This is a genomic window from Halalkalibacter alkaliphilus (genome assembly GCF_023555415.1).
GTDB lineage: Bacteria > Bacillota > Bacilli > Bacillales > Bacillaceae_D > Halalkalibacter > Halalkalibacter alkaliphilus.
The window spans coordinates 1-16669 of the sequence record NZ_JAKRYL010000049.1; the positions used below are offsets into that span (position 1 = coordinate 1).

A 16669-nucleotide genomic window follows, 5' to 3' on the forward strand; every position below is an offset into this window, starting at 1 on the left:
TAAAACATTACGGCGGTTCCGCTCATCGCTTCGCTCGGTAACCCAAAGGGAAAACCACCCTTTGGGTTACCGAGCTATTTCATCTTGAGTAATGCGTCTTTGCCTTTCATTCCGGCGGTAATTCCAAGTTGTTCTGCTTCTAATGTTACCGATTCTAATGGTGCTTCTAGTAGTTGTTCTATTGTTCGGACGCCCACGGCGCGACCGGCTATGATTTTACGGTCAATGAGCTTTTGGTTTGTATTAAATAGATTCACGTCAAGTGCTCCACACATAATGTACCCTTTATCATTTGTAACAGCCATAAAATTCGTTTTAGGCAACTTTAATGTTACAGCAATAAATGTTTCGCCTTCTATTTGGATTGGGTTCATTTCAAGCACGATATGCTCTCCTCCTATCGTCTCAAATTATTCTCATTAGTACGATATGAAAAGCAATCCGGAGGCGTGAACCTATCTTACGTCCAATTTTTCTTGAGCTTCCATGCAAGCACATCACGTAAAAATTCGGGCATGAAGTAATGCTTATTCTCTGATTCTGCAATTGCAGGGAAAATATAACCAAACGTGTACATATCTAGTGTTGCTACTCGATAGATGTGATCCTTTATTAATGGTTGCCCTAGGATAAAAATGGACTCTTCCTCATCGATCTCAATTCCTGTAAAGAGCATCTTCCCTAATACTTTTCCTCGAAATCCAAAGCCTTTTAACTCAAGATGGGTTAACTCCTTCGTGAGGGAGCGCTTAATCGTCGCTTCTAATGCTTCCCCCGTTAGTGTTACAACACAAGGGTTAATCGGATGTGGGCAAATACGATGGATGTCCCCTTTTGTGATTACTCCTTTTTCTAACGTATCCAGGAGAACCCCCGCATGTAACATGCCTACCTTTTCACCGCACCATTCTGTTACAGCATCACATAACATTTGACCTACTTCTGTATGTTCTTGCCATTTTACAGGAAGTGACTTTGGCAAAGTTGTCACAGGTTCACTTAAAAGGAGACTCGCTTCCTCTTTCATCCTATTTAACAATTGATCTGTCTTCTCATCAGTTTTTTGATTTTTCACATCAAGGAGGACGGCTTCTTTCCGATATATGGACTTAGTGTTGCGGTCAAACTGAATATCAACCTTTCCTAAAAAGGCTCCATTTTTTCCAGCTTGAGCAATCAGCGTGTCATTAATAGTTACCCCTGATGGCAAAACATGATGAGTGTGCGCTCCAAGAATCACGTCAATCCCCATAAACTGATTCGCAATTTTTTCATCAGTCTTTAAGCCTAAATGTGACATAAGGACAACAATATCCGCCTTCTTTACCAGCTGAGGCAAAAGCTCTTGCAATACGTCTATCGGAGAAAGTACCTTCCACCCTAGTAACTCATAAAAATGAACAAAAGGTGCCGTAAGACCAATCATACCAACCTTCAATCCATTCTTCATTGTATGTATAACATAACGCTCAGCCCACTCTAATCTACTCCCATCAGCATTGACAATATTCGCAAGCAAAACGGGAAACGTTGCTTCACCATAAAGAGATGTGAGTTGATCTTTAGAAAAAGTTACACCTTCATTATTGCCAATTGTGACATAATCAGCTTTTGCTTCATTCAGGAGCTCGATATTTCCTTTTCCAAACATGGCTTCCGTTATTGGGTTGCTTCGATCTGCATGGTCCCCGAGCTCTAAGTATAATGTATGGTCATCTCGTTCTTTTTTTATATGAGCGACCATTTGCGACCAATGATCAAAACAACTATGTATATCATTTGAGTGGAATATTGTAACCCGCTCCATTGTCAAAATAAGTACCCCCTTCTAAAAGCATCAAGCTGATGTCATTCCTTCATATATTAGTCTGAATGCCATAATAATCAGCATCAACCGAAGGAAAAAAACAAGTTTTTCACTTGAAAGCCTTCGATTAATGGCTGCCCCAAGCGTTCCTCCAATCCATGCGCCTGGTATTAAGGCAAGAGCATATACCCAATTTACATTGCCCTGGATCATATGTGAAACCGACCCTACGACAGCTGATAACAAAATAATAAACATTGAGGTAGCTACAGCTAAATGGGGAGGAAAGGCGAAGAGAACAATCATTGCTGGTACAAGGAGAGAGCCCCCACCAATACCAAATAGTCCTGAAAGCATACCAACAACAAAAGAAATCGCGAGAACTGGGACAATCCTGTATCCATATGTATAGTCTATTCCCTCTTCATCAGTATACGTTCTTTGTATCCCTTTTCCTGAACGAGGTAGTGGCTTTAAGTACTTTCTAATAAATAGAATAAATGAAACAAAAAGTATAAAAAGACCTAAGTAAACTTGGAATGAATTTGTGTCAAACCCACGATTTAGCCAAGTACCAATAATCGCCCCTGGGCCACTCGCACTAAAAAAGAGCAAACCACTCTTATAGTCTACTTTCTTTTGCTTTATATAAGCGATCGTTGCCGATATCCCGGTAAAGATCATGATTAACAGTGACGTACCAACAGCTACTTGTGGCGTAATGTCTAGAAATGAAAGACTACCTAACATTAACAATGCTGGCACGACAACAATGCCTCCGCCAAGGCCCATCAAACTGCCTAGCGTTCCTCCAAGCAGACCAACAACTAATAAAATTACCCATACCATCTATTTCACCTGATTTCTGTGCAGTGTGAGAGATAGTCAAAACAGGGAAGTGCGCCCTGTTTTTCTTATTTCTGCTTATCCCATGTAAAAATCCAAATACTTGTAGGACTAAATTAGGAAGTTGCGAAATTGACAGAGCAACACCTATTTTATACCTTTTTTAATACTAGAAGGAGATGAAGGACTTTTGGTTGCATCACTTTGTTATTTTGGGTTTTCATTGCGGTGATGAACGCCTTTTCTACGTTCCTCTTTACCGGTTTGGGTCTTCATTACCCTTATGAACACCTTTTTCCTGCTCTGCTTTACCGACTTGGGTCTTCATCGCCCTTATAAAAGCCTTTTATTAGAAGACTACTCATAAGGCTTAAGACCGTTTACGGCGGCTCCGCTCATTGCTTAGAGTTAGTTCCAACAGGGAAGACCACCCTGTTGTCCACAGTTTGTGCGAATATGCTTGCAATGGCTTCTCTCGCCGTGCGCTTTTTGAGAAACCCGCTCAAAAAGCTTAAGACCGTTTACGGCGGCTCCGCTCATTGCTTAGAGTTAGTTCCAACAGGGAAGACCACCCTGTTGGAACTAACTCTATTATCAAGAAAACAGATCGAGTTGTCTAGGTGCTAGTCCATGATATTCAATTTCTAGTAACTCTATGAGCTGTTTTGCATTGGTTGCTGCATCTCCGCCGGAATTGTTATTAAAAATAATATAAATGTCTTTGGATTGTGCTGTGAGCTCTTTTAGCTTTTTTTTCCATTCTAGCAACTCTGCTTCGTTGTATTTATATAAATAACGTACGTCCCGCCACGTACCATCACCTGGGTCATTCCATCCATGAATATTGCGACCGTGGAATCGAATTAATGTCTTTTCTGCATGAGTTGCTTCTAATATAGTAGGAACCGACCGGACTCCAGCCTGTGGTTCATCACAAATGCTGTGAATCCACCCTTCTTCTCTCATAAACAACAGTGTCTTCTCACACATGTTTTTCTCAAACCAAGAACGATGACGAAACTCAAGTGCAACAGGTAGTCCTTGTAATTGCTCCTTCACATAGCGAATCCACTGAACATGTTCCTTTTTGCAGTCAAACCAAGGTGGAAACTGGCAAAGGACCATGGCTAGCTTTCCCTTTGCTATAAGAGGGTTTAAAGACTCCCGAAAGGCTTCAAACATCTCATCCTTTGTAGCAAAAGGAGCAAATCCACGTTGATGCCCTGTCATTCCTTGATACGCCTTTACGACAAATTGAAACGCAGGAGGAGTTTCTCTTGCCCATTTCTCCATATTTCTAGCAGGTTGAACCGCATAAAAAGAAGCATCTATTTCAACAATTGGGAAGTGTCCTGCATACACTTCTAATTTTGATTGTTTGCTCATTCCTATGTACAAATCATCATGATCTCCCCAACCCGCAAGGCCTATATAGATCATTGTGTTCACTCCTTATCATGTACATTCGAAGCCACTAAAAACGTTTTTCAATGACTCGATTACGTAGCAATGGCTCAGCAAGCTGCTCTCCTGCTATCAGAAACCACTTACAGCAGGCTTTTAAGCTGTGGGACACTTCTCACACCCATGGCAACGGCTCCATCCATTGCTTAGAGGGCACTAAAAAAGGGAAAATCATCTTTTTTAGCGCCCTCGTACATCCTCAGTATTTTTAGTTTACCATGAAACCACTTTCTTTACAGAATTGTTGTTTCAATAAAAAAAGATAGAGCGTCTCTCTCTACCTCTTCCTAATATTCTCCTGTAATTATAGGTGTTCCCATTGTAATATCGACACTACCACCATTCCCTAAGTCCCTCACACCTATTTGCAAGTTTATGTTCTCAGATTCATTAATGGCTATACCACTATCCCACTCTTCCGTATAGGCAGATAAAGATACAAAATTACTTTCCTCTAAACCTTCCTTCACTTGTCCCGAAAATAATTCTACTAGATTTTTCGCTAGACGGTCTAGTTCGTCATTCGCTTCTCTTTCCATCGTTGCGCGGATTGTTACATAAGTGTCATCTCCTTTTGCTTTTTCAGAGATCACATCAAACATGTCTTCATCCCACTTCTCCCCTGTGATTTGATATGTAATGCTAACCATTTGCTGTTTCGTGCTTTCGTGAGAAGTTATCACCACTCGCTCATCAGTATTAGTTTCTGCCATAGATTTTGTACCAACCACTTTTCTGAAGGGACCACTTCTTACTTCTTCTTCTATCCACTTAAAACCACGATACTCATCTTTCATATCTATTACAAATCTATCAAATGCCCTAGCGTCTGTACCAATGTTTTTCTCTAGCTTTGAGTACACAGTCCAATTTCTAATACTCATATTCTCTTCCGTTGCCACATGTATCATTTCCTTAAGTTCATGTACCTGATTCGTATCACTGCTTACAGATTGAGTTTTATATAATCCAAACATCGCGGATATGATCACACTATACAAAATTATATTTTTTATCAATCTCCTCACCTCCTTACAAGCATTGACAGATTCATAGAAAAATAAACGAGTAACCTAGAATCTTTTTTTAAAGGGCCGCAACAGCTTATACAATAAAAAACTCCTGCATGTGAAAAATAGCGGGTTCGGTTGAGAGGGAGAAAATGCAATTCAACATGACAAATAACCTATAAATTAACCTAGGTTTTAGTGAAAAAACCAACAATACAAATAACAAAACAAAAGGATCAGATTTTAGAATCTGATCCTTTTTGGTCTATATACCTAGCCTTATTCATCTAACGCTACCCGATTGTACAAGTTCATTAGACGCTGACGCTAAAACAATTTGATAAATAAGCGGAGAAATTTCTCTTAATTAGGAAATAGCACTGAAAATAGTTTAAATAGACGGTAAGATTCCGACTATTGACTCGAAAAACGTAAAAATGGGTAAGTTTGCAGTGCTTAATCGGAAAACCTCCGCTTATATACCCCCGAACCGTCTCTAGTCTGCAGTCTAACAGAAAAATTTCCGCTTATTGGCTCTCCATACACCCGTTAATGTGAAAAATGCAGGTGCTTTCCATGTTATAAACGGTCATTAGCTAGCTTTTTCTAATTTCATCTCATGTCCTTTACGCACAGGTGTTTCCGGTGCTTTTCCATTTCCTTTTCTACCTGGTTCATCAAGCTTTCGGACATCTGCCTTTGTCACTGTTGCATCAAACACAAATTGATAAGCTCCATCAACATCTGGGGTGAATGTAAGGTTATCGCCTCCTGGAAGCCATTCTCCATCCATAACAAATTTAAACTCAACTAGTTTCCCGGCTTCAAGCTCGATTGCTTCTGACTTCCATACGTTTTCTTTTTCATCAAACGTTAATGATTGATCATCATTTTCCCAGCTAAGGGGCTCTGAGCCTCGTAACACACCGGCTTCATACTTCTTATAATCTACTTTTTCATCCCCTTTGACTAACTTACCCGACACTTCAAAAATTTTGAATCCTTGAGCTTCCAATTTGATCTCAATAGTTCCTTTTCTCGTCGTTTTCTTCTCTTGTGATATTGCATTTTCAAGCCTTACATTCGTCAACCGATCTTGGTTGTAAAGTTCCGCTAAATCAAACGTTTGTTTAGCTCCCTTATTCACTAGAACGAGTAAGCGCGAATCCTTATCTTCACGTTCAAAGACGAGTACATCATCATTCACATAAATTTCGTTAAACGTACCTGTACGTAAAGCTGGATACGTATCTCTTAATGAAATAATTTCTTGATAATGAGCAAATAGATCAAGATCTTGCTCTTCCTCTTTCCAAGGCATCATTTCGCGATACCATCTGTCTTTCCAATCACTATAGTCATGATGGTTTCCACTTTGGGACATACCGACTTCTGTACCATAATAAATCATTGGTGAACCAGGCAGCATAAATTGCGTAAATGAAGCAAGCTTTAGCTTATTCGTATCGTTTCCTGCTTCATATAAGAACCGCGGTACATCATGGTTATCTAAAAATGATGATAAAATGTATTCTGGATGATAAACAGCTTCGTTTGCCTTCACTAAATTGCTCACATTTCTCATTGAACCATTACGAGCAAATGTACTTTTAAATGTATCGTGGAAGCCAAAGTCGAGAGCCCCGTCTAATTTACCAGCATAAGAGTTGATCTTATCACGATTATCCCAAATCTCACCAAAGATATAATAATCTTCATCTAATTGTTTAACGGCATGTCGGAAATCAACCCAAAAGCTATAGCTAGGTCCCTTTGCATAATCTAGGCGGTATCCATCAAAGTTTACCTCTTCTAGCCAAAATGGGATCACTTCTTTAAGCATATAGTCTCTTGTTTCTTGGTTATCATTATTTAATTGCGGAAGACTTTCTACACCGTAGAACGTTTCATAAGAGCCATTCTCATAGAAGGTGTACCAGTCATAGTAAGGGCTATCCTTTCCATTTTTCAATGCATCTTGGAAGAATGGACTCTCATCTGAACTATGGTTTGGAACCATATCATATATGACTTTCATGTCACGAGCATGAGCCTTATCAATTAATTCTTTTAAAACATCAAGCGAACCGAAGTTTTTATCCACATCTAAAAAGTCAATTGGATGATATCCATGAGAATATGGACCTTCAAAAACAGGTGATAAATAAAGAGTGTTCACTCCTAGCTCATCTAAATAATCAAGCTTTTCAATGATCCCTTCAAGGTCACCACCCATCCAGTCTTTCAACGCTTCCTCTAATCCTACTTCATCAACATTTACCGTGTCATAGTTATTATCCTTATTCCCGTCTTTAAAACGATCGACAAAGATGTGATAAATCACAGCATCCTTAGCCCATTCAGGAGATTTGAAATCATCTACATAATAAGCAAATTCAGTTGCTCCTTCAGAATGTAAGCTATTCGTATCGGCAAATTGAGAACCTTCTCCATCCTCATCCCATACATCTACTTTATATTTTACTGGTGTTTTATTTGATTGAGCCGGGATCGTTCCTTCTAAAATAGATACATACCCACGGCTGCTTTCATTTGTAGAGACGACGTTCATCTCTACAGCCTGTCCAACTCGAGCTTCTCCTCTCGCTCCTTCTGGAGAAGCTCCATCCGTTGTAAAGTAAATACCACCATCTGTAATCGGCCCATTATGTTCAACTTCTGCTGTAATCGTTACATCATCATTCTCACTCGGAATAAATGGAGAGTGATTAAAATCATGAGATACGTTACTAGCAATGGGAATGCCTGTCCATGCTTGAACAGTGTCTTCTATTATAGCTCCTTCTTCTGTAAAAGTTACTTTTCTCAGTTCATCTCTTTCTTCTTGATATTTTGAATCACCTAATGCATATCGATAATGCAGCTCTTCTCCAGCAGGACCCTTTAAGTGAATCGTGTATAGTCCATCTTCTACTTTATTCATCCTTGTTATTGAATAATTATAGTTATTCATAGTAGAACCGACTGTCACAACAGCCCAATCCGGAGTCACTTCAGGAACTTCCACTTGTAACGTTAGTTCTCCATCATATTCCGTTGCAGGACGTACATCGACATGTCTTTCATTTTCTGGATGAAAAACAAACTGATAGTCTCCTGCCTGAGGAGTTGTGTATTCTAAGTTTGCTCCTGGCATCCATTCACCGTCATACACAAACTTGTATTCTACCTTTTGTCCACCTGGTAGATTGATAGGCCCAGTAATCCAGACACCCTCATTTTCATCAAACATTAAAGGATGATCATTCCCATCCCATCTTAACGGATCTACACTTCCTCGCAGTACAACACTTTCATACCCATCCGCTTCACCAGACCATTGTCCATAAACAGTTTGTGCAAACGTTGGCATAAATGTACTTACAAAAAGCAATAAGGACAAACATATTAACGATAAACGTTTCATCTCCAAACCCTCCATCTTCATTTTGTGCAAACGCTTCACAAAAACGCTTACATCAATGATAAAAGGATTCTTATTTATTTTCAATGAGTTGTCGTGTTTCTAAATTAAATTGAGTCCTTTGAACGAGCAACATTGTGCAACTTCCGCGCAAAAAAGAAAGCGTTTGCACAATAAATAGTAAAAAAGAAGCAAATCCTCGAAAGGACTTGCTTCTTTATATTTATTAACCAATAGACCCTTCCATTTCGAACTTGATGAGACGGTTCATCTCAACGGCATATTCCATTGGAAGCTCTTTTGTGAATGGCTCGATGAAGCCCATTACGATCATTTCTGTTGCTTCTTGCTCAGAAATACCACGGCTCATTAGGTAGAAGAGTTGATCTTCAGATACTTTTGATACCGTTGCTTCATGCTCAAGCGTAATGTTGTTGTTTAGAATTTCATTGTATGGAATTGTATCTGATGTTGACTCATTATCCATGATAAGCGTATCACACTCGATCTTCGACTTAGAGCCTTCGGAACGACGGCCAAAGTGACAGATACCGCGATATGTTACTTTCCCACCATGTTTTGAAATCGACTTCGATACAATCGTTGATGAACAGTTAGGTGCTAAGTGATGAACTTTTGCACCAGCATCTTGGTGCTGTCCTTTTCCTGCGATTGCGATGGATAGGATCGTACCTTTTGCCCCTTCACCACGCATCACAACAGCTGGATACTTCATTGTCAGCTTAGAACCGATGTTACCATCAACCCATTCCATTGTTGCACCAGCGTCTGCTACAGCACGCTTTGTAACTAAGTTAAAGATGTTTGGCGCCCAGTTTTGGATCGTTGTGTAACGGCAATATGCGTCTTTTTTAACGATGATTTCAACAACCGCACTGTGTAGTGAGTTTGTTGAATAAACTGGTGCTGTACATCCTTCTACATAGTGTACAGAACTGTCTTCATCAGCGATGATTAACGTACGCTCGAATTGACCCATGTTCTCAGAGTTAATACGGAAGTACGCTTGAAGAGGTGTATCTGTTTTTATGCCTTTTGGTACGTAAATGAACGATCCACCAGACCAAACAGCTGAGTTAAGTGCTGCGAACTTGTTATCAGATGGAGGAATGATTGTTCCAAAGTGCTCTTTGAAAATTTCCTCATGCTCTTTTAACGCTGTATCTGTGTCTGTGAATAGAATTCCTAAATCAGTTAGTTCTTCTTTCATGTTGTGGTAAACAACTTCAGACTCGTACTGAGCAGAAACCCCTGCTAAATACTTTTGTTCTGCCTCTGGGATCCCCAGTTTATCAAACGTGTTTTTGATTTCTTCTGGTACTTCATCCCAAGATTTCTCTGACTTCTCTGATGGCTTAACGTAGTACGTGATGTCATCAAAGTTTAACTCAGCTAAATCCCCGCCCCATTGCGGCATAGGCATTTTATAAAATTGTTCTAATGATTTTAAACGGAAATCTAACATCCATTGTGGTTCATCTTTCATGCGTGAGATTTCTTCAACGATTTCTTTCGTTAAACCACGTTTTGAACGGAAAATCGAAACATCTTTGTCCGAGAACCCATATTTATATTCTCCGATTTCAGGCATTTTTTTCGCCATTGTGAAAGCCTCCTCTATTTTATCGAGTGCAATGCTTTCGCACGCTGCCCCTACATAATCTCTCTTAAGCAAAGGCAGCTGCTACGCACATCGCTTTAAGTTAGATTGACTAACTTTCTTACTTGCGTTCGTTAATTCCCTTCTCCATTGCCTTCCATGCAAGGGTCGCACATTTAATACGAGCAGGAAACTTCGCCACACCTTGTAGTGCTTCAATATCACCTAAGTCAAAACGCTCATCATCATACTCTTTTCCGAGCATCATTTCTGAGAAAATTTGCGACATTTCAAGTGCCTCATCCAATTGCAAGCCTTTAATAGCTTGAGTCATCATAGAAGCGGAGGCTAAACTGATTGAACATCCTTCTCCAACAAATTTCGCATCTGTGACCTTATCATCTTCTACTTTCATTTGAATTTGAATACGATCACCACATGTTGGGTTATTCATATTTACCGTAACCGTATCACCATCAAATTCCCCTCTATTACGCGGGTTTTTGTAGTGATCCATAATCACCTGTCTATAAAGTGTATCTAAATTAGAAGACATCGCCAAAGTACTCCTTTGTTTTTACTAGTCCTGTGACAAGTGCATCAACGTCCTCTTTCGTGTTGTATAAATAAAAGCTAGCACGCGCTGTTGCTGTCACCTCGAGCCATTTCATGAGCGGCTGTGCACAGTGATGACCAGCACGAACAGCAATTCCTTCAGCATCTAGTACCGTTGCAACATCGTGAGGATGCACATCATCCAAATTAAATGTTACCACACCTGCGCGCTTTTTCGGTCCAAAAATTTTCAACCCATCAATTTCAGATAATCGCTCAATCGCATATTCAGCTAATTCGTGTTCATGCTTTAAAACATTATCTAAACCGACCTCTTCTAAAAAGTCTATGGCTGCACCTAGTCCAATAGCACCGGCGATTATTGGTGTCCCACCTTCAAATTTCCAAGGAAGCTCTTTCCACGTTGAATCTTGTAGTCCTACAAAATCAATCATTTCGCCACCAAACTCAATTGGCTCCATGTTTTCGAGGAGATGTTTCTTGCCGTAAAGGGCCCCAATTCCAGTTGGACCACCCATTTTGTGACCTGAAAAAGCGAAGAAGTCACAATCTAGATCTTTAACATCCACTTTCATATGCGGCGTACTTTGGGCACCATCCACGACCATAATTGCGCCATTGCGATGGGCTATTTCAGCAATTTCTTTAATTGGATTAATCGTTCCTAACACGTTAGACACGTGCATAACGGAAACGATTTTAGTATTTTCTGTAATCGTCTTATCAACTTCAGCTAAATCAAGCGTACCATCTGGCTGAAGCGGGAAGTATTTTAATGTTGCTCCTGTCGCTTTTGCAACTTGCTGCCAAGGAATGATGTTACTGTGATGCTCCATCATAGAGATCACAATTTCATCGCCTTCTTTCAAGTTAGCACGAGCGTAACTAGAAGCAACCAAATTTAACGCTGTCGTTGTACCACGTGTGAACACAATCTCTTCGATGGAGTTGGCCCCGATAAAGTTACGAACCTTTTCACGAGCACCTTCATATCCATCCGTTGCAAGTGTTCCAAGCGTATGAACTCCGCGGTGAACATTTGAATTATAGCGACGGTAGTAATCATCAAGTGCTTCAATGACTTTTAGTGGCTTCTGAGAAGTAGCCGCGCTATCCAAATAGACAAGCGGATTTCCGTTAACATTTTGATCAAGAATCGGAAACTGCTTTTTGATCTCTTTGGCATTCATTAGCGAACTTTCCCTTCGATTGCCTCTCTTAAGCGTTCCTTAACAGACTCAATCGGAAGCTGTTCAACGACTGGTGCTAAGAAGCCGTGAATGACTAAGCGCTCTGCTTCTTTACGAGAAATCCCGCGGCTCATTAAGTAGAACATTTGAAGCGGATCTACTTGACCAACAGATGCAGCGTGACCTGCTGTTACATCATCTTCATCAATTAGAAGGATTGGATTTGCATCACCACGTGCTTTTTCACTAAGCATTAGTACTCGCTCTGTCTGAACACCGTTTGACTTCGTAGCACCATGCTCAATTTTTGTAATTCCGTTAAAAATTGAAGTAGCAGCTTCACGCATAACACCATGCTTAAGGATATGACCTTCAGAATGCTTTCCATGATGGAAAATTTGTGTTGTGAAGTTTTGCTTTTGCTCTCCACGTCCAACAGAAACAGTCTTAGTATCAGCCCAAGAGCCGTCGCCTACTAAATGAGTTGTGTTTTCAGAAACTGTGTTTCCATCATTCATTTGTCCAAGAGCCCAATCAATACGAGCATCTTTGCCAACATGTGCACGACGAACAACATATGTTGTTACATTGCTACCAAAGTTATCAACCGCACCAAATGCCACTTTTGCATTTGCTTTCGCGTACACTTCTGCAATGATATTAGCTGCAACATTGCCGTCAACGTTAGACGTGTAGTTTTCCACATATGTCACAGAACTATTTTCTTCAGCTACAACGATCACGTGGTTTGAAAGAATGGCTTCCGGTGTTTCAAGTGAGAATACCGCTTGAAGTGGAACCTCAACTTGAACATTTTTTGGTACATAAATAAATGTTCCGCCGTTTAGTAGTGCTGCATGTAACCCAGTAAGTTTGTTCTCTTGTGGTTTCACTGCTTCACCGAATAAATATGGTTTCACAAGATCAGCATGCTTTTCTAAAGCTGTTTGGATGTCTGTAAAAATGACACCTTTTTCCGCTAGTTCTGCATTTGTCTTTGTATATACAGCTGATGTATCTTGTTGAACATACAAGTTTTGCTCATCTGTCTCTTCACCAATTAAAGATTGCAAGCCTTCTGGTAAAGCTTTTACAGATGTTGCTTTTGGCTTTGCATTCATATCAAAGCGTGTTTGCGTAAATGTCCACTTATCTATTTTAGTTTTATCTGGCTTTGGAAGCTCTGCTGATTCAGAAATTTCTAAGCCTTTTAAACGAATGTCGCGTACCCAATCTGGTTCATTGCGTCCATTCGAGAATGATTCAATTTGTTCTTTTCCGAACAATCCTTTTGTCTCGACTGACATACATTACCCACCCTTTACTATTGTACTGCTCGCTTCGTGCGAGGTTGCATCTAAATTCGTATCTGACCTTTATTTACGCTTCTTGGTTTGCTGCTTCTACACGCTCGTCTTCAATACCTAGCTCTTGTTTGATCCAGTCATATCCTTCTGCTTCTAAACGTGTAGCAAGCTCAGCGCCACCAGATTTCACAATGCGTCCTTGCATCATAACGTGCACTTTGTCAGGAGTGATGTAGTCAAGTAGACGTTGGTAGTGAGTGATAATTAAACAGCCGAAGTTCTCGCTGCGCATTTCGTTCACACCTTTTGAAACAACTTTAAGTGCATCAATATCTAAACCTGAGTCAATTTCATCTAAGATGGCAATCTTTGGCTCAAGCATTAATAATTGAAGAATTTCGTTACGCTTTTTCTCCCCACCAGAGAACCCTTCGTTTAAGTAACGGTGTGAGAAAGAATCGTCCATATCAAGAAGTTCCATTTTCTTATCTAATTGACGGATAAACTTCATTAGAGAAATTTCATCGCCTTCTTCACGTTTCGAGTTGATTGCTGAACGTAAGAAGTCTGCATTTGTAATCCCGCTAATTTCACTTGGGTATTGCATTGCTAAGAAAAGACCAGCTTGGGCACGCTCGTCCACTTCCATTTCTAGCACGTCTTCTCCATTAATTGTTACAGATCCGCTTGTAATTTCATATTTAGGATGACCCATGATTGCTGAAGCAAGAGTTGATTTACCTGTTCCGTTTGGCCCCATGATTGCATGGAACTCCCCACCTTTGATTTCAAGGCTGAAATCTTTTAAAATTTCTTTTCCTTCAACTGATACGTTAAGGTTCTCAATTTTTAAAAATGGTACTGACATTTACAATGACCTCCAATGTATTTTGCTTCATCAATGGGATAAAGCTTGCTAATTTTGTAATAGTTTTATTCTCAATCTATTCTCATTACAATCTTATACTAAATCTATTCTTAGTTCAAGGACGGTGAACCAATTATGAAACTATTTGTACTATGTTTATAGTGTTAACGTTTTCCCCTCCTGTAATAGGAAATTCTCACCTTATTAGCATTCCTTTTCATTCCCCTATGTAAACCATAAAAAAAGTGCTTGGACATATTATGCACAGAAGAAGAGTAGTGCCAATTGGCACTACTCTTTCAATATTTTAACACACTTATTTTCGTTTAGCTAAATTGAGCGGCTAGTTTTTTGCTCTTCTCGTAGTCTTTTTCGCGTTGCTTCTCGACTTCTAACCGTTTTTCCAAGTTACGATTATACTCAGCATAACTTGTTCCGTGAGATTGTTGCATTGCTTTTTCCATTTCACCATTGTGTTGGTTTTTTAATAAATGGATAATAAATCAATCCTTTCTCGTTTTGTCACAAGTAATCGTACCATAGTCAGAAAATTTCACCAACACGGAAAAAACGAGTTAGATCACGATATACAGACGTGAGATATGATTATTCAATGTCAGAAAATGTTCCAATACATTTTCTCGACCTTACAAAGTCTGAAAGCTTATCTCTTAATTTTATTTATTGCAGCTGATTGTTATTGCCACCTAGTTCTGAAATACATTCTTGAACAAGAGTTACGGCCTGACTCATAGCTGCGCCTCCACCAAATGCCGCTGTAACTCCGACCGTCTCTAAAATCTCCTCTTCCGTGCACCCTTGATCTAAGCATCCTTTTGCATGATAAATAATGCAATATTCATCTTGCGAATACACACTAATTCCAAGAGCGATCATTTGCTTCTCTTTTTGAGAAAGTTTCCCTTCTGCAAAACACGCCTCAGTAAAAGCATTGTACTTTTTCGCTATATCAGGCATTTTCTGTGTGAAATTCCCTAGCCCTTGTTTATACTCCTGTAATGCCTGGTCAATCGGATTGTTTTGTTGCTGCTGTTGATCCATCTAACATGCCTCCCAAGTTCTTGTAATAACAACGATAGTATTCGTTAACAGTTACCTGTTTATTCAATTTTGAATTGACCAGGGTAATAACAAAAAAGCCTAATAAGCTATAGCTCAATTAGGCTGCTTTTTGCTCTTCTTTATTTTCATTTATTTTCCGAAAGACAACATAAAAGTACGTTGATCCTAACAAATATAAGAAAGCAGTAATCGTAAAAACATACGCATATCCATAGTAAGCACCATAGATCATAACAATAGATGTTGATACAGGTCCCATAACAGCCCAGCCTAACTGGAACACCATTTGGCCAACTGAATTGGCTAATCCTTTCATTGAGTCATCAACCGTTCTCATCATTAGGGCCATTTGAATCGGGTTTCCAGCATTCATCAACGCTTGTCGAAATAAAAAGCCAATCACTGCTAACCAAAGTGTTTCGGTGTACGCTGTTAATAGAAGAAATGGAAGCGATGCAAGCTGCAACATCACAACCGCTTTAACCTCACCAAACCGTTTAACGACAGAAGGTCCAATCATAAAAGCTACAGCTGTCATAGCCTGACCAAGTGAAAGAATAATTCCAACGAGCGAGTTGCTGATTTCAAAACGATCACTGAAATAAAGATTCAAATACGGAATGACAAGCCCCGATCCAAAGCCTATTAATACATTTGCAATGGCAAATAAACCAATCCATTTCAAACTTGATCGATGCGTAGTAAAAAGTCTCCCAAGTGAGCTAGCTCCTGTTTTTTGAACTCTCTTTTTATGTTCTTCATTAATTTTTAAAATTGGAAGTAACGCTATAAAGAAAATAAGTGAACCAATTAGCAATGTAATCCTAACACTCTCAAGCATTGATAGACGGAAAAAAACATGAAATAGATCGGTTAATGTTCCCCCAAGCGCATTTCCAATTACATTTGCTACCATGATGAGCGCAAAATTAAAACTAAACAAATGAACACGTTCTTTTTCCGTTGAATTTTCTGCTAACAAAGGGATCGATGATACTTGGATAAAAGCCATAAAAAGCCCTGTTGCAAAAGCCATGGCAAGCAACAAAAATTCCCCCGCCAAAACCGCTCTAAGCAAAAGGCTTGTCGCCGCAAATAGTGCACCAATCATTATAATTCGTCTTCGTCCAAACTTATCGCTCATTAAACCAGCAGGCAAAAGCGCCATTGCACTAGCCAGCGCTTGCATCGCAATAACACGGCCGTTCATTTGATCGCTAAAGCCTAACTCTCTTATGTAGTAATTATAAATAACCATAAAAATTCCCATACCAATATTCGCTAGAACCGAAGTAAGCAAAAATAGGCGTATATTTCGATTGTACCCTTTTAGCTGATCATTCCAATCTCCAACAAACTTCCCCATAGTTACACCTTCGTTCACAATATTTCGTATATCTAAATATTATAATAGGCGATCTTAATCTAAAAGAAAAGAGCTAATAGCAAAAGGTGGTTTTCCTTTTGCTATTA

14 protein-coding genes are annotated in these 16669 nt (G+C 39.6%); all 14 read right to left on the reverse strand.

Annotated elements, in window-relative coordinates:
* Positions 1–74: 74 nt before the first annotated feature.
* The gene (locus tag MF646_RS22850; protein ID WP_250098800.1) at positions 75–383 is read right to left on the reverse strand and encodes a YunC family protein; all 309 of its coding nucleotides are present in this window, start codon (positions 381–383) and stop codon (positions 75–77) included.
* 77 nt (positions 384–460) lie between these two features.
* Positions 461–1807 (reverse strand): bifunctional metallophosphatase/5'-nucleotidase, encoded by a 1347-nt coding sequence (locus tag MF646_RS22855; RefSeq protein WP_250098813.1) that lies wholly within the window; start codon positions 1805–1807, stop codon positions 461–463.
* 30 nt (positions 1808–1837) lie between these two features.
* Positions 1838–2656: a sulfite exporter TauE/SafE family protein gene (locus tag MF646_RS22860; protein ID WP_250098801.1), complete on the reverse strand. Its 819-nt coding sequence runs from the start codon at positions 2654–2656 to the stop codon at positions 1838–1840.
* A gap of 591 nt (positions 2657–3247) precedes the next feature.
* Positions 3248–4093 carry a DUF72 domain-containing protein gene (locus tag MF646_RS22865; RefSeq protein WP_250098802.1) on the reverse strand — a complete coding sequence of 282 codons (846 nt, stop codon included), beginning with the start codon at positions 4091–4093 and terminating at the stop codon, positions 3248–3250.
* A gap of 311 nt (positions 4094–4404) precedes the next feature.
* Positions 4405–5136 carry a YwmB family TATA-box binding protein gene (locus MF646_RS22870; protein ID WP_250098803.1) on the reverse strand — a complete coding sequence of 244 codons (732 nt, stop codon included), beginning with the start codon at positions 5134–5136 and terminating at the stop codon, positions 4405–4407.
* Between the two features lie 583 nt (positions 5137–5719).
* Positions 5720–8554, reverse strand: coding sequence for an alpha-amylase family glycosyl hydrolase (locus MF646_RS22875; protein ID WP_250098804.1), 2835 nt, complete (start codon positions 8552–8554; stop codon positions 5720–5722).
* A gap of 223 nt (positions 8555–8777) precedes the next feature.
* Entirely contained in the window at positions 8778–10175 is a 1398-nt protein-coding gene (sufB, locus tag MF646_RS22880; protein WP_250098805.1) for a Fe-S cluster assembly protein SufB, read from the reverse strand.
* Between the two features lie 118 nt (positions 10176–10293).
* Positions 10294–10728: a Fe-S cluster assembly sulfur transfer protein SufU gene (gene sufU / locus MF646_RS22885; protein WP_250098806.1), complete on the reverse strand. Its 435-nt coding sequence runs from the start codon at positions 10726–10728 to the stop codon at positions 10294–10296.
* Positions 10718–11938: a cysteine desulfurase gene (locus tag MF646_RS22890; protein ID WP_250098807.1), complete on the reverse strand. Its 1221-nt coding sequence runs from the start codon at positions 11936–11938 to the stop codon at positions 10718–10720. The genes sufU and MF646_RS22890 overlap by 11 nt, the downstream gene beginning before the upstream one ends.
* Positions 11938–13245, reverse strand: a complete 1308-nt coding sequence (gene sufD / locus MF646_RS22895; protein WP_250098808.1) for a Fe-S cluster assembly protein SufD — start codon at positions 13243–13245, stop codon at positions 11938–11940. The genes MF646_RS22890 and sufD overlap by 1 nt, the downstream gene beginning before the upstream one ends.
* Before the next feature lie 73 nt (positions 13246–13318).
* A complete protein-coding gene (gene sufC / locus MF646_RS22900; RefSeq protein WP_250098809.1) occupies positions 13319–14113 on the reverse strand; it encodes a Fe-S cluster assembly ATPase SufC in 795 nt (264 codons plus the stop codon).
* A 326-nt stretch (positions 14114–14439) separates the two neighbouring features.
* Entirely contained in the window at positions 14440–14577 is a 138-nt protein-coding gene (locus MF646_RS22905; RefSeq protein ID WP_250098810.1) for a YuzK family famiily protein, read from the reverse strand.
* A gap of 217 nt (positions 14578–14794) precedes the next feature.
* Positions 14795–15175, reverse strand: a complete 381-nt coding sequence (locus MF646_RS22910; RefSeq protein ID WP_250098811.1) for a carboxymuconolactone decarboxylase family protein — start codon at positions 15173–15175, stop codon at positions 14795–14797.
* Positions 15176–15293: 118 nt separating this feature from the next.
* Positions 15294–16562, reverse strand: coding sequence for an MFS transporter (locus MF646_RS22915; protein WP_250098812.1), 1269 nt, complete (start codon positions 16560–16562; stop codon positions 15294–15296).
* Positions 16563–16669: the final 107 nt, after the last annotated feature.

Coding starts and splice junctions, on each gene's coding strand:
- MF646_RS22905 (WP_250098810.1), bottom strand. CDS start 14,577: ATGGAAAAAGCAATGCAACAATCTCACGGAACAAGTTATGCTGAGTAT.
- MF646_RS22910 (WP_250098811.1), bottom strand. CDS start 15,175: ATGGATCAACAGCAGCAACAAAACAATCCGATTGACCAGGCATTACAG.
- sufU (WP_250098806.1), bottom strand. CDS start 10,728: ATGTCTTCTAATTTAGATACACTTTATAGACAGGTGATTATGGATCAC.
- MF646_RS22890 (WP_250098807.1), bottom strand. CDS start 11,938: ATGAATGCCAAAGAGATCAAAAAGCAGTTTCCGATTCTTGATCAAAAT.
- MF646_RS22915 (WP_250098812.1), bottom strand. CDS start 16,562: ATGGGGAAGTTTGTTGGAGATTGGAATGATCAGCTAAAAGGGTACAAT.
- sufB (WP_250098805.1), bottom strand. CDS start 10,175: ATGGCGAAAAAAATGCCTGAAATCGGAGAATATAAATATGGGTTCTCG.
- MF646_RS22860 (WP_250098801.1), bottom strand. CDS start 2,656: ATGGTATGGGTAATTTTATTAGTTGTTGGTCTGCTTGGAGGAACGCTA.
- MF646_RS22875 (WP_250098804.1), bottom strand. CDS start 8,554: ATGAAACGTTTATCGTTAATATGTTTGTCCTTATTGCTTTTTGTAAGT.
- MF646_RS22855 (WP_250098813.1), bottom strand. CDS start 1,807: ATGGAGCGGGTTACAATATTCCACTCAAATGATATACATAGTTGTTTT.
- MF646_RS22865 (WP_250098802.1), bottom strand. CDS start 4,093: ATGATCTATATAGGCCTTGCGGGTTGGGGAGATCATGATGATTTGTAC.
- sufC (WP_250098809.1), bottom strand. CDS start 14,113: ATGTCAGTACCATTTTTAAAAATTGAGAACCTTAACGTATCAGTTGAA.
- sufD (WP_250098808.1), bottom strand. CDS start 13,245: ATGTCAGTCGAGACAAAAGGATTGTTCGGAAAAGAACAAATTGAATCA.